The organism is Methylomonas sp. 2BW1-5-20, assembly GCF_052474515.1.
On the sequence record NZ_CP184127.1, the window covers coordinates 1,412,467 to 1,426,951 of the forward strand.

Genomic DNA, 14,485 nt, shown 5'->3' on the forward strand with positions numbered 1-14,485 from the left:
CAAGGAACTACGGATGCATGAACATCAATTAAGTAACTGGCAACATTCGCACGATTTCGCGCGGATTAATCGCAAAGGCGAGCGGCGTACCAAATGGGTGCTGCTACTGACGTTTGCGACAATGATTGTGGAAATTGTCGCCGGCATGCAGTTTCATTCGATGGCTCTACTGGCGGACGGTTGGCACATGGCGACGCATGTGGTCGCGTTTATGATTGCGATCTTCGCCTATCGTTATAGCCGTATTCACCAAGACGACCAGACTTTTGCTTTTAGTCCCGCCAAGGTTGGCGTATTGGGCGGATTTGCCAGTTCCATTGCCTTGGCGATGGTGGCCTTGGTGATGATTGCCGACTCGGTACAAAGGCTGCTGATGCCGGAAATCATTCGCTTTGACGAGGCGATTTTAGTAGCGCAAGTGGGTTTGCTGATCAATTTGTTAAGCGCGCTATTATTGCGAGACCATCACGATCATCACCATGGACACGGGCATAATTCTCACCATGACCATGACCATGACCATGACCATGACCATGACGAACACGATGACAATGACCACGGTCATCATCCCCATCATCAGGATCATAATCTTCGAGCGGCATATCTGCATGTAATGGCAGATGCATTAACTTCGGTATTAGCCATTGTGGCATTGGTTGCCGGTAAATATTATGGTTGGGTTTGGCTGGACACCGTGATGGGTTTTGTCGGTGCCACGGTTATCTTGGTCTGGGCTTACGGTTTAATCAAAGAAACCAGTCCGGTATTGTTGGACCAAAGCATGGATCAACGCTATCTCCAGGCGATGCAAGCCGCGTTGGAGGGAGACGGCGAATGCCGCGTCAGCGACCTGCATGTCTGGCCCGTCAGCGCAAATCATTATTCGGCAATCGTGGTTTTGGTTACGCAACAACCTAAATCGCCCAATCATTACAAAGCCCTGCTGGCGAAATTCGCACAGTTAGACCATATCACCGTGGAGGTCAATCGCTGTAACGGCCAGGATTGTGTTGCAGAATAATCACGTCTTTACCGATAAACTCGATTTGACACTGGTAACGCGCCGCCAGCCAATAAAAAGTCGACTGAGAGAAAAATGCAATGTGGGTTTGATCGTTTTTGTAATGCCATTTTGTAAACGCTTCGGCATCGATGACCAATTTGGTCATGATGCCCAGCCAGCCGCCGAGTTTTAATAAATTAAACAGTGCGTCGAATTCGCTTTTCGGGGTACGGAAATGTTCTACCACTTCCGTGCAAACGATAAAGTCGTAAGCTTGTTGCAGATGTTTGGGAAAGTCCGCATAGAATGGATCGTAGAGATTCATTCGGTGGCCTTGAGCTTTGAACAGTTCTGCCAGCGCCGGACCAGGGCCGCAACCGAAATCCAGTCCTTGAGAATTGGCAGGCAATCTGTCGAGCAACGGCTTTGCCAATCGCGATAGAAATTTAAGGTAGCCTAGGTCGTCAATAGCGTTTTGATGCAGATCGTATATGGCTCGTTCTTGGCTTGGCGACAAGTGTTGCGAACGATCGACGTACACCAGGAAGCAGTTCCGACAACGGCTGAATTCGCGTTTTGAGTCTTTGTGAAAAAGGCGGGTATCGTTACTGGTACAGAGTGGACAGGGTAGTGCCGGCATAATTAATTTAGGCTTTTGCTTGACGCATGGATGATATGCTGTAGAATGCGCGGCTCTCTACTGCGGAGCGGTAGTTCAGTTGGTTAGAATACCGGCCTGTCACGCCGGGGGTCGCGGGTTCGAGCCCCGTCCGCTCCGCCACTTCTTTGTGGTTTTCATCTGGTAACTTTAGCTACCTTCATGGCTCAAGCATCTATTTAGTTTGTGGAATTCCGGAACTGATGCCAGATTATCTTGAACGTAAGCGTTAAAGTCGGATCGTTACCGGCTACGCGTTTGTCCACGATAGCCAGTTCCAGCCAGCAGTCTTCGTCGATTTCCTCGGCCGCCAGATTAAACGGGCCGTTATGTCGGCAGCGGTAGACCTGAATGAATTCCATACCTAGTTCTGGGCAAGGTTCCAATTTGAATAATGGCTCCAGATTATCGACAGATATACCCAGTTCTTCTTGTAGTTCGCGCGGCGCGCAACTGGCATAGCTTTCACCGGCGTCGACATGGCCAGCAGCCGAGGTGTCCCACAAGCCCTTATTCAGGTCTTTTTTCATTGAGCGCTTTTGCAGAAACAACTGCTCTCGATCATTGAAAACCATAATATGCACGGCCCGATGCCGCAGGCCGTTGGCGTGGATTTCGGCTCTTGGTTGTTGGGCGGTAACAACATCGTCGGTGTCGACAACATCGAGAAGTTCGTTGTGCATGTTTGACTATCGATTCCTGAAGCAAGGTCGTGTATGGTAGCCGTTTTTAGTGCTTGTCGCAGAGAACATATGGCCAGAAGAAGCGAACATAGTCAGGAACAGATCAAGGAAATGGTATTGGTGGCGGCGGAAACCATAGTCGTAGAGGATGGCTTTAACGCGTTGACGGTGCGCAAAATCGCGATGGAGATTGGCTACACAGTGGGCAGTATTTACATGGTGTTTGCCAACATGAACGATTTGGCAACACATGTGAAAGCGCGTACCTTGGATGAGCTGGCCAAGCAGTTAAGTGATTATGTACCAGCCAGCAGCGTCGAACATCACATCCTGGCTTTGGCGGAGACTTATTTGAACTTTGCAGCCCTGCATTTCAACCGCTGGCGGATGATTTTCGATGTACAAAGCGAAGAACCGCCGCCGGAATGGTATCAGCAAAAAATCGAACAACTGTTTGCTATCGTCGAAGTATTGTTCAAACAGTTAACACCTGGCAGCTCGGCCGAACAAAATCGATTGGCGGCCAGAACGCTGTGGAGTGGGGTACACGGTATCTGCATTCTATCTTTGACCGCCAAACCGCAGGGCAGCGATGTTGCATCGTCCAAACAAAGCGTGGACTTATTGGTCAATACATTTATTCAAGGTTGGAAGGCCGCTCCACTTCAGGCAAATGCCATACCACCAGGAAAGTAGCGGCCAACAGCAATAACCCTAGGCCGATCAGCGCGGCAATTGGTGTTACCTGTTCGGCCGTAGCCAGGGTGTAGCCGCCGACCGATAACAGCATCGCTACATTCTGGAAAAAGTTCTGCATCGCCACCGCGCCACCGCTGCCTATGCTGTGTTGGCCGATCTCCTGCAACGCGGCATTGATGGGAACGATAAACATGCCTCCGGCCATGCCCATTAAAAACAATACAAAACGCGCCGGCCACACTGCTTCGGTGAAACTCAGGGCGATGATGCACAAGCCCATCAAATAAGCAGGAATCCGTGCACGCCGCAGATGTTCCAGCGGAATCAGGCGCGGAACCAGTACCGAACCGGCGATGATGCCAATAGCCAGAAATAGCGTCAGATTGGCGATATCGCTGGCGTTATGCGTCATTAATACCAAAGGCGCCCAAGCGATGATAATGACCCGCACACAGGCCGCCGCGGCCCAGAACAGGGAGGCGCCTAGCACCGCAAACCGCGAGCGCGGCATGGCCAGAAATGTTTTGACTTCTTGGTAAAATAACAAGATTTTCGACCCGGATGGCGGCACTTTACGTAAACCCATCGGTAAGAACAAAGTGGTTGCCGCTGAAATCAAAAACAGCATGATCGTTGCAATCAAGGCCCAACTGATAGAGTAGTCCGCCAACTTGGCACCGACCACCATGCCGGTCAATATTGCCAATATCGTTGAACCTTCGATCCAACTATTGGCCTTAACCAGGCCGTTATGACCGGCAAGTTCCGGTAAAATGCCATATTTGGCCGGGCTGTATAGCGCCGCACCAACCCCGACCAGGCTATAGGCCAGCAAAGGTTCCACTTTTACCAACAACAAGCCGGCGCCGCCGGCTTTGATCAGATTGGCGACAATCAATACCCTCGATTTTGCGTGACTATCCGCAAATCCACCAACCCAGGGCGCCAAGACCACAAAAGCCACCAAAAATACGCTTTGTAAGGCCGGTACGTACCAGCTAACGGGATGCGCATCCTGCATCACCATTGCGATTACCGTGAACAAAATGGCATTGTCGGCAAATGCCGACAGGAATTGCGCGATAAGCAGAGGGTAGAGGTGTTTGCTCATGGTCTGGGATGATAGTTGATTGGAAGATTAAGCGACGACGCGAATGCACAGATTGCTTACACCGTGTCGTTTACCGTTGAATATCCGGTTTAATCCGGCGTAACCTTGCCGCCTTCCAGCAATAGAGCCGCTAATGCAGTTGCACCTGGATAATCGGTTTTTCCGGTGGCCAGCAACGGTAATTTATCCAGCACAAACACTTTCTTCGGCAGATTAATACTGGCCACGCCTGGGGCGGCTTCGGTCAACTGCTTGGCATTAGCATCGCGTCGGGTGGTTAACAGTACCAGTTGTTCGCCTTTTTTCGGATCCGGCAGACTGACGACGATATGTTGCGCTTCTGGCCAGGCATGGATGGCCAATTGTTCGACGGCGGTCAGCGACACCATTTCTCCGCCGATTTTCGCGAAACGCTTGCTGCGGCCTTGAATATGAATGAATCCTTCCTCGTCGACATGCACGATATCGCCGGTGTCATACCAGCCTTCACCATAAACAGCGGAGCAGGGCGGCACCAACACGCCGGGATTATCCGGCAGCAGATAGCCTTTCATGATATTGGGGCCGGCGACATGCAGTTTGCCGGCATTTTCGATACCGGGTACCGGTTCAAGTTTGTGCAGCATATCCGGCATAAATCGGCCCACGCTGCCGGCTTTGTAATCCATCGGCGTGTTTACTGAGGTTACCGGCGAGGTTTCGGTAGCGCCGTAGCCTTCCAGAATACGAATGCCGAATTTATCCAGCCAAGTGCTTCGGGTGGTTTCCTGCAGTTTTTCCGCACCGGCTACTACGTAACGCAAGGAGAAAAAATCGTAAGGATGGGCTTTTTTGGCATACGCCGCTAAAAAGGTATTGGTGCCAAACATAATGGTCGCGCCCACCTCGTAAGCCATTTCCGGAATGACTGCATAATGTAGTGGCGACGGGTAGAAAAAACTGGTCATGCCGTTCAAAATCGGCATCATCGTGCCTACTGTGAAACCAAAGGAATGGAACATCGGCAGAAAATTCAGCACCACGTCTCCCGGTCCGAAATCGATGCGTGCCCTGATTTGTTTGTGATTAGCCAGGATATTGGCGTGCGACAGCACCACGCCTTTGGGCAAACCTTCCGAACCCGAGGTAAACAATACCACTGCCGCGTCATCGGCATCGTAGTCGTGGCTTTTGTACCAAAATCTTGCGGTTTTAGCTTGTAACAAGCCGGTCAATTTGTCGAAACCTGTTAGTGATGTCGCCAAGTCTTCCAAGTAAATTAGTTTGACGTGTTGTGCCAGGATCGCGGCTTCGTCTCCCAGTTTTGCTAAATCAATAAATTTGCGAGAAGTTAGCACAATATTGATTTGTCCGGTGCGGCAGGCCGCAGCCATGCCGGCGGCGCCTATCGAATAATTCAACATCGCCGGCACTCGTTGATAAATCTGCAAACCCAGCACCACATTCAGCGTCTTACAACTGTTGGGTAGCAAGACGCCGACATTCTCGCCGGTTTGGGTGATGGCTTTGATCAGTTTGCCTACGATGATGCTGCGAGTGATCAGCGCATCGTAACTTATAGGCTTGCGCTCCAGATCTTCCGCCACGGTGTAACGCCCGCCGTGGAGTGCGCGGGCTTCCAGCAAGGCCGCGAAGATGGTTTGTTGGTAATGGCTGGTGGCAAACATCATTTCGGTCATGATGTCGGCCAGAATATGGCCGCTATGTTTACGGCGGGCTTTACCGGTCACGTCACCATGAGTCTCGATCAAGGTCGGCGGCTGGATGTGAATGGTAATTCGCGGAAACCACTGTTGACGGACTGTGCCACCCAATTTGGAAAACCGGCTGTATTCGGCGCCTTCGATGCGAACCGGCAGCAAGGTTGCGCCGGATTTGTCCGCAACCATACCGGTACCGTCGTAGATTTTCATCAACGAACCGGTTACGGTGATGCGGCCTTCCGGAAAAATCACGGTTTTGGTGTCGTTTTGCAAATGATGGATCAACGCCTTTAAAGACAGCGGATGCGTCGGGTCCATCGGAAATACCTTGGATAAACGCAAAAATGGTTTCAGCCACCAGCGTTCCGAAATTTGGGTATTGATCGCAAAGGTGATGTCGTCCGGCAAAAACACGCCCAACAACAATGGATCGAGAAATGAGGTGTGATTGGCGACGATCAACACGCGATTGCCGGCTTTGGCGTAATTTTCCAGTCCGTGGACTTTCACTCGATAGACCAGCGTCAACAGCCAGCGTAGAACAATTTTTAACATAGTATTCCTCCCGTGCGCGCATATTAGCAGACAGATTGCGATTTGCCGGGGTGTACTATAAACATTAATTAATCGTTGTTCAATTAATTTGGCATTTTTATTTGTCTCTGCTTGCCAAATAAGGCTAATCCGGCTCTGGCGCATAAGATCGAGGTTACTAGACTGTATTGGCGTTTTATGAAATCTTGCCGCCAGCCAAGTTGCCTGGACAATACAGCTGCTTGCTTTAAATTATTTAACCCGCCTTAAAAGCCGAATGCGGAGCGCTGCCGCCTGTGAGGCTATGCTAATATCCCGATAAACATTGCCTTGGATGTTATGGAATTAATTTGGATTAGTACTGCGTTCGTCAGTGGCTTATTGGCTACTCGACTCATGTTGCCGCCGTTGGTGGGTTACTTGGTCGCCGGCTATTTTTTGCATTTTCTACATGTCTCCCCGCTACAGAATTTAAGTCACCTGGCGGATATCGGTATCGAATTACTGTTGTTTTCGGTAGGTTTAAAGCTGAAACCCAGTTCGCTGATTCGCCGTGAAGTGCTGAGTGTCGGCGGATCGCATGTATTGGTTATGGCGCTGGCATCCGCGTTGTTTTTCCTATGGATAGACAAGCACGTTACCGGCGGCTTGGTGCTTGGTATCAGCTTGGCGTTTTCAAGTACGATTTTCGCGATCAAAGTATTGGAAGATAGTGGAGAGTTATCGTCTTTACACGGTCGAGGCGTGTTAAGCATCTTGATTTTGCAAGATGTGGTTGCCATTGCGTTATTAGCCTTTGCGGAGGGTAAGCACCCGTCACCCTGGGCATTGTTGGTCATACTCTTACCGCTGGTGCGGCCTCTTGCGCATCGTCTGTTATCAGCCAGTCAAACATCGGAATTGAAGCTGTTACTGGGAGTTTCGTTCGCGCTGGCCGGGGGAGCGATGGCCGAGAGTGTCGGCGTCGCGGCCGATATCGGCGCCTTACTCGCCGGCGTCACCTTGGCAAATCACGCCAAGATTGATGAGCTAAGCAATAAATTATGGAGCCTGAAAGAGCTTTTTCTCGTCGCGTTTTTTCTGCAAATTGGCTTAACGGATCTACCGAACCAGGAACAAATCTATTTAGCCTTAATCTTGTTAGCGTTGTTGCCTGTGCAGGGCATGCTGTTTTTCTTTTTATTTCTGCTGGCACGATTGCGCGCCAGAACAGCATTTGTTGCGTCTTTGGCATTAATGACGTATTCCGAGTTTGCATTGATTACCACGGGCGCAGTCGTTCAGGCCCATTTACTGCCGCCGGAATGGCAATCCATCATCAGCCTTGCAGTTGCCGGCTCTTTAGCGTTGGCGGCTCCGCTCAATCGATTTTCTCATCGCTTATTTTCCTGGTTGGAGCCTGCGCTGATTAAATTTGAAAAACAATCGCTGCATCCTGATCGCTTGCCGGATTCGTTCGGTGTTGCCGAGTGGCTGGTTGTGGGCATGGGCAGAACAGGCGTATCAGCCTATCAATCGCTCTGCAACCAGGATCAGCGGGTGGTGGGGCTGGATTCGGACCCAACCGTTTTAGAAAGCGTGCTGGCCTCGGGACGTAGAGTGGTCTACGCCGATGTGGTAGAGAGTGAAATTTGGGGCAGACTACCGCTGGAGCGAGTCAAGGGTATCATTTTGACTTTACCGTCTTACGACAACCGAATGAACGCCATCAAACAACTACGTAAACACGGTTTCGCCGGGGTAATCGGCACCATTTGCTACCAAGTAGAAGACGAGCAAAAACTAAAACGCCAAGGCGCCAGTTTTGTCATTCATCCATTGGTCGAGGCTGGCAAGCAACTAGCCGAACAAATGCTGCTGAAGAACTTGAATATTTGATTTTCCTCGAAGCGACAGTATTGGCTATTTTTGTAATTCGAATCACGCCGCTTTGAGGTATGTTTTCGCCTTTTCACGGATATTCGCCCCGATTTTTAGCTTATCGGAGGCGAATAGTGAACAAGATCTAAACACTCCGCCGAAGGTCTGTGTTTTTTAAATGATTTTGTTAATGAGCTTCAGATCATGCTAAGAGATTAGCGGTCGCGTTTTATGCTTTCTACCGGCGAACACCGCGAATAAGCCCGGCAAGAATAAAAACACCGAAGCAGGTAAGGGCACCGCTGCAGCTGGACTGATGGTGACATTGGCGGGTAACGCGCTGCCGGCCAAAGAGGTGCTATCCCAGGTGGCGATGATGGGATTGGTGAAGTTAATAAAATTATTTATACCGCTACTTAGCGCTTTGAATTGAATTGTTCCCAACAAGGTGGGCGCCGCGATATTGATACCGCTGGTTAGCGCGGATGTGCCGGAAATGGTTTCCGCAAAATGTACCTTGCCCGGCGTAATAGCGTTGAAAAATGTCTCGGTGTCTGCTGCGCCAAAAACGCTAGCACTCGTTAACGATAGAGCTTCCAGCTTGGCACTGTTAAAGCTGAGGTTAAAATCGAACAGTGCAAAATCGTCAACGGAATCGATGTAAATATCGGCATTAAAAACAGCACCGACCGATGAAGTGTAAACCGAAGTGTTACCTGGCAATTTCACGCTCAGGTTGGGAATAGCCGCGTCAGCAATTTGAAAACTCCCGACGAAAGCTAGTGCCATGAATTTAATAAGCATATGTTTGTTCATTTTTGGGTTCCCTATATCAGTAAGCCGAGTCCTGCTTGGCTCGGCATTATTTAGATCGTACAAGTTTCGGACGGATTACAAGCCGCATTGCGGTTTGGTGCAAAGCGATGCTGCTTTTCGATAATCCAGGATATTGATTTTCAAATCGCGATTTACATCGGCGGGATCTTTTGCTGCTGCATTTTGGCCGTATTTCGCTTTGATAACCGCTAAATCGGCAGAGTCGATATCATTGTCGGCGTCCACATCGCCTGGACCAGTCACTTTAACGGTGTAGTTTTTGTTGACGATGCTACCGTCGGTATCGGTGGACTCAACAAAAAAACTGAATACGCCCACTCTGGCGGGTGTGCCGGACAGTACGCCGGTTGCAGAGTCAAGGGCCAAACCGTTCGGTAGAGCACCGCTAGTGTTTGTCACGTAAGGGGTGTTGCCGCCAAATACCACGGCTCTATTCGGAAACGCCTCGCCGACATTCCCGCTTTGAATGTCGTTGATTAACGATAAGGGCGCTACTGCATTAAACTCGCCCATTTGCGCGCCACGGTAGGCGCCGACGATGGCCACGCTGGAGCAATCGAATTCCGTGTCGTTGCCGTTGATATCCGTGACGGTGACGACATCTACTCCGCTGATATTATCCGGTCCCACGGCATCGCACATTGCTTCACCGTTTTCGCCGTCTATCGAGGCGGCAGGGGCGACGTATTCATAAAACTCATAACGGCGGGTGACGACGTCTCTGCCGTCGCCCATATCGTCAGCTTTGCCTGCTAAATTGGATTTATTGCTTTTGCCCTGATTATTGGTTTGTAAAAGATACCATTCCGATTCAACTTCATCGGGTTCGCCGTTACTCCAGTCTGCATGGCCGTCATTGTCCTTGTCGTCACCGACCAGTTCTTCCAGTGCTAGAACCCGTTTTTTATGCGTCTTGGTTTTAATGACTTTAACCCAACTCGGCTCGCCAAATTGCTTGGCAGCGGGAATCGGCACGACGGGTGCCGGAATTGCCGCCACTACCTGGGCAGGAAATTGTACGACTGCCGGCTCAATTACGATAGGCGGTAAATTTGGAACCGGATTGGGTTGGATGACCGGTGGGCGCACGAATACCGGCGGTTGATAGGCGTAAGTAGGTGTGCCGACAGACACGGCCGGTCCGGTAACGATTTGACCTGCCGGATTTTTTATTAACCAGTTGTATTTAATGGCCGAGGCCGGCGCGTAAATGCCTACGCCGAAATGCTCGCAGCCTTGATTGACCGCGGGATTGGTGCACAAGTGACCGTTGGTGGGCGAGATGGAGCCAGGATTCGCCGGGTTGGTAAAGCCCGTAGTGGTGCCGCTCGGGTTTGTTGCCTCATAACGCACAAATACTTTCGGGTGAGCCGGATCGCTATTATCTTCGCGAATTTTTGGCACGCCATAATGATTCCACGAGTAAGTGCCTCCAATAGCGGTGCTATGGACATCGTCAATTTCAATTTCAAAACCATGGCAGGTTTCGCCGGTATCGTTTACCGCGTCGAAATTGCCCAGCGAGCCGTAAGCGGTCGAGGCGCTTATGTCATTGGTACCAAGTAGAAGAAGTGCCGGAATTATGAGTTTTCGCATGTTGTGATCCATTGTTTCAGGGGCTGTAAAGTACAAATCGAATTGCCTAGGAAAAACGACCGCATTGCAGCACATGGAGATGAAACCAAGATTAAACTGTGATTAAAATCACGGATTACGAATGGGGTTTTGGACACGCGTTGATGAGCTGTAAACCGAGAGTTTAACTAAAGGTTGGAGAAACTTCGGCTACAAGAATCTATAAAGGGGATAGGCTTGTAGTGGGTTCACCCCCAACAGCCTTTGGCTGACGCCCGTCACGTTTGAAACCAATCTTAAAATTCACCCTTTGAAAAATAAGAATTAGAATGCCAGAAGATTGGCGGGGCTGACTTAAAACAAAATAATATGCGCTTATTACTAGTGGAAGATGATGCTGGTTTGTCCAGATCATTAAAAACCGATCTGGAAAGGGCCGGATTTGCCGTGGATGCGGCACTCGATGGCGTCAGCGGCGAGTTTATGGGCATGACGGAAACCTACGATATGGTGATCCTTGATCTGGGTTTGCCGAAGATGTCGGGCTTGGAAGTGTTGCGATGCTGGCGGCAATCCGGGAATCATGTCCCGGTCATCGTGCTCACAGCCAGGGATGCTTGGCACGAGAAAGTCGATGGATTTAAAGCCGGCGCCGATGATTATTTGGGTAAGCCTTTTCACATCGAAGAATTAATGGCGCGGATCCAGGCATTATTAAAACGCCTGCACGGCAGGACGCAGCCGCAGTTATCCGCTAGTGGCGTGACCCTGGATGAGGACACCCAAACGGTCTGCGTGGATGGCGAGCGGCAGGTAGAATTAACGGCCATCGAGTTTCGTTTGTTGCGTTATTTCATGTTGAATTCCGGAAAGCTACTGACCAAAACCCATTTGCTGGAACACGTTTACGAGTGTGATTACGACCCAGCCAGCAATGTCATCGAAGTGTATATCAACCGCTTGCGGCGCAAATTGGGTAAAGATCTTATCGCCACCCGGCGCGGCCAAGGCTATGTCTTCGGCGAAAAGACATGATGTCGTTGCGGCGGCGGCTTAACCGCGGCCTGGTCATCATTCTCAGCCTAGTGTTTATAGGGCATTGGCTGGCAGCTGACTGGGTGATTCGCGCAGTCGCCGAAAAACAGATGATGACTCGATTACAGCACGATGGTGACTCAGTGCTGGATACCTTAACGCTTGATGGCGACGGTCAGCCGATTTTCGATAGCTCGCATGCGGGCACCGTTTACGGACAGTCCTTTTCCGGACACTATTTTGTGATCCATATCGACGGTCGTACCTATTATTCGACATCGTTGCAAGATCAGCCATTGCCGTTCCCCGCCATGTCGGTTGGTACCAGTCAACAATTTCATTTTCAGGACGGCCCACGCCATCAGCCGTTACTGGTTTTAAGCCGCGGTTTTGAGCGTTTTGGTCGGCCAATCAGTATCAGCATCGCTGAAGACCTGACCGATATTGGCCGTGACATAGACGGTATACGGCTGGCGTACCTAGTGTTGACAGTTTTGGTATTGCTGGCGGCAATTGCGCTGCAAAGTGCCGATGTGCGCCGGTCTCTCAATCCGTTGAAGGCCGCACGCGATGAATTGGCCGAGATCGCCAATGGCCGGCAACAGCAGATTCAGGCCCGAGTGCCAGCCGAAATCAAGCCCTTGGTCAAGGAGGTCAATCGTTTGTTGGTACTGGTCGAACGTCGCTTGCATCAGTCTCGTACGGCGATCGGAAATTTGGCGCATGCTTTGAAGACGCCGTTGGCGATGTTGTTTCGCCTGGCCGAAAGTCCGCTGTTAAACGATCATCCGGAACTGCGTAAACAGTTGCAGCAGCAAACTCAAACCATCCATCAGCGCATAGATCGGGAGTTAAAACGCGCGCGTATCTCCGGCAACAGTCAAACCGCAACGGTGTTTAATCCGCGCCTAGAACTGACTGCCCTGGCTATGCTGCTGCACAATATCTACGTCGAGAAAAATTTAACGATTCAGGTGAATGCGCCGGATCAATTAATCCATTTTGATAGGGAAGACATGCTGGAGTTGACCGGTAATTTACTTGATAACGCTTGCAAATGGGCGGATCGGTATGTCGTGCTTACCGTCGAGAGCCGGTATGGCATGATTATAAGTGTTTCAGACGACGGCCCCGGTTGTTCGGAGTTTGACATGCAGCAACTCAGTCAGCGAGGTCTGCGTCTGGATGAGGCGGTGCAGGGGCATGGTCTGGGTTTGGCCATCGTCCGAGATATTGCCGAATTTTACCATGGCACGCTGACTATCGGACGCTGCGCAGAGTTGGGCGGTTTGATGGTAAATGTGCAATTCCCGAGGTGAACCGCGTCAGCAACGGTATAATTGCCTGTTATTTTTTCTGCCCCGATTGATTGCTTATGACTACCGTTAACACCGAAAAACTCTCCAGCGCCCGTTTTGCCGAAGCCACCGATGCTTTTGTCGAGGAATTCACTGCTTCCGTCGGTTTCGATCAACGGATGGCGCACCAGGATATTCAAGGCTCGCTGGCGCATGCAGCCATGCTGTGCAAAATCGGTATATTAACCGAACAAGAACTGGCCGATATTCAGCGCGGACTGGCGCAAATCGGCGGTGAGATCGAACGCGGCGAGTTTGTTTGGTCGATCAAGCAGGAAGATGTGCACATGAATATCGAAGCGCGTCTGACCGATCTGATCGGGATTGCCGGCAAAAAGCTGCATACCGGGCGTTCGCGCAACGACCAAGTGGCGACCGATATTCGGCTGTACTTGCGCAGTGAAATCGAAACGATTTTGGCGCAACTGCAACGTTTGCAAATCGCCTTGCTGGACTTGGCAGAACGCGAAGCCGATACCATCATGCCAGGCTTTACTCATCTGCAAGTGGCGCAGCCGGTGACATTCGGCCATCATCTGATGGCCTGGTTCGAAATGTTGACGCGCGACAAAGAACGTTTGCAAGATTGCAGTAAGCGCCTGAATGTGATGCCCTTGGGTGCTGCGGCCTTCAGCCGGCACCAGTTACCCTATCGACCGTTTTATGACCTCCGAATTGCTAGGGTTTTCGCGGCCGTCGAATAATTCGTTGGATTCGGTTAGCGATCGCGATTTTGCCATCGAATTCGCCGCCGCCGGCAGTCTGATCATGATGCACCTGTCGCGTTTTTCCGAAGAACTGGTGTTGTGGGCCAGCGCGCAATTCAATTTTATCGATATTCCGGATGCGTTTTGCACCGGTTCGTCGATCATGCCGCAAAAGAAAAACCCGGATGTACCGGAACTGGTGCGAGGCAAATCCGGCCGGGTTACCGGTCATTTGGTCTCGTTATTGATGCTGATGAAAAGTCAGCCACTGGCGTACAACAAGGATAACCAGGAAGACAAAGAACCGCTGTTCGATACCGCCGACACGCTAGTAAATTGCCTGCGGGCATTTGCCGACATGATGCCGCGGATTCAGGCCAAACGGGAAAATATGTATAAGGCCGCGAAACGAGGGTTTGCTACTGCCACCGATCTCGCGGATTATTTGGTACGTAAAGGCATGCCATTTCGCGATGCCCACGAAGTAGTCGGGCAAGCGGTGCGGCTGGGGTTGCAAACTAATCGCGACTTGTCGGAATTGGCGCTGACGGAGCTGCGGGGCTTTGCCGACACGATTACTGCCGACGTATTCGATATTCTGAAATTGGAAGGTTCTGTCGCCGCTCGCAATCATATCGGCGGTACAGCTCCGGAAGCGGTTCGTCAGGCAATTTGTGACGCAAGACAAAATACCCTACTAAAATCCGGAAATTAGTTATTTA

At 50.7% G+C, this 14,485-nt stretch carries 11 protein-coding genes, 1 tRNA gene and 1 pseudogene; 7 read left to right on the forward strand and 6 right to left on the reverse strand.

All coding sequences use genetic code 11. From position 1 onward, the window contains the following. The first annotated feature begins 13 nt into the window (after positions 1–13). Entirely contained in the window at positions 14–1,021 is a 1,008-nt protein-coding gene (gene dmeF / locus ACH50O_RS06465) for a CDF family Co(II)/Ni(II) efflux transporter DmeF (RefSeq protein WP_446811204.1), read from the forward strand. Here the strand turns inward: dmeF and ACH50O_RS06470 are convergent. Beyond that, a complete protein-coding gene (locus ACH50O_RS06470; protein ID WP_446811205.1) occupies positions 984–1,544 on the reverse strand; it encodes a class I SAM-dependent methyltransferase in 561 nt (186 codons plus the stop codon). The genes dmeF and ACH50O_RS06470 overlap by 38 nt on opposite strands. A gap of 163 nt (positions 1,545–1,707) precedes the next feature. On the opposite strand from ACH50O_RS06470, the gene ACH50O_RS06475 reads away from it, so the two are divergent. Beyond that, positions 1,708–1,784: transfer RNA gene (locus tag ACH50O_RS06475), tRNA-Asp, on the forward strand. A gap of 56 nt (positions 1,785–1,840) precedes the next feature. Here the strand turns inward: ACH50O_RS06475 and ACH50O_RS06480 are convergent. Continuing rightward, the gene (locus ACH50O_RS06480; RefSeq protein WP_446811206.1) at positions 1,841–2,344 is read right to left on the reverse strand and encodes an NUDIX hydrolase; all 504 of its coding nucleotides are present in this window, start codon (positions 2,342–2,344) and stop codon (positions 1,841–1,843) included. Positions 2,345–2,413: 69 nt separating this feature from the next. Here ACH50O_RS06480 and ACH50O_RS06485 point away from each other — a divergent pair, with 69 nt between their 5' ends. Next, on the forward strand, positions 2,414–3,040 hold the full coding sequence (locus ACH50O_RS06485) for a TetR/AcrR family transcriptional regulator (RefSeq protein WP_446811207.1): 627 nt from the start codon (positions 2,414–2,416) through the stop codon (positions 3,038–3,040). On the opposite strand, the gene lplT is transcribed toward ACH50O_RS06485, so the two are convergent. Further along, complete coding sequence (lplT, locus tag ACH50O_RS06490) at positions 2,982–4,154, reverse strand: lysophospholipid transporter LplT (RefSeq protein ID WP_446811208.1); 1,173 nt, start codon at positions 4,152–4,154, stop codon at positions 2,982–2,984. The genes ACH50O_RS06485 and lplT overlap by 59 nt on opposite strands. A gap of 89 nt (positions 4,155–4,243) precedes the next feature. Beyond that, positions 4,244–6,412 (reverse strand): AMP-binding protein, encoded by a 2,169-nt coding sequence (locus ACH50O_RS06495; protein ID WP_446811209.1) that lies wholly within the window; start codon positions 6,410–6,412, stop codon positions 4,244–4,246. Between the two features lie 318 nt (positions 6,413–6,730). Between ACH50O_RS06495 and ACH50O_RS06500 the strand changes: the two genes are divergently transcribed. Beyond that, a complete protein-coding gene (locus ACH50O_RS06500) occupies positions 6,731–8,269 on the forward strand; it encodes a cation:proton antiporter domain-containing protein (RefSeq protein WP_446811210.1) in 1,539 nt (512 codons plus the stop codon). Between the two features lie 189 nt (positions 8,270–8,458). On the opposite strand, the gene ACH50O_RS06505 is transcribed toward ACH50O_RS06500, so the two are convergent. Beyond that, a complete protein-coding gene (locus ACH50O_RS06505; protein WP_446811211.1) occupies positions 8,459–9,067 on the reverse strand; it encodes a cohesin domain-containing protein in 609 nt (202 codons plus the stop codon). A gap of 75 nt (positions 9,068–9,142) precedes the next feature. Then, positions 9,143–10,684, reverse strand: a complete 1,542-nt coding sequence (locus ACH50O_RS06510; protein ID WP_446811212.1) for a putative Ig domain-containing protein — start codon at positions 10,682–10,684, stop codon at positions 9,143–9,145. 348 nt (positions 10,685–11,032) lie between these two features. Between ACH50O_RS06510 and ACH50O_RS06515 the strand changes: the two genes are divergently transcribed. The 3 genes and pseudogenes from ACH50O_RS06515 to argH all read left to right on the forward strand — a co-directional run bounded on the left by ACH50O_RS06515 (position 11,033) and on the right by argH (position 14,478). Next, a complete protein-coding gene (locus ACH50O_RS06515) occupies positions 11,033–11,698 on the forward strand; it encodes a response regulator transcription factor (protein ID WP_446811213.1) in 666 nt (221 codons plus the stop codon). Beyond that, on the forward strand, positions 11,695–13,017 hold the full coding sequence (locus ACH50O_RS06520) for a sensor histidine kinase (protein ID WP_446811214.1): 1,323 nt from the start codon (positions 11,695–11,697) through the stop codon (positions 13,015–13,017). Before ACH50O_RS06515 ends, ACH50O_RS06520 begins: the two co-directional genes overlap by 4 nt. A 56-nt stretch (positions 13,018–13,073) precedes the next feature. Beyond that, positions 13,074–14,478, forward strand: a pseudogene (gene argH, locus ACH50O_RS06525) (argininosuccinate lyase). Positions 14,479–14,485 lie beyond the last annotated feature (7 nt).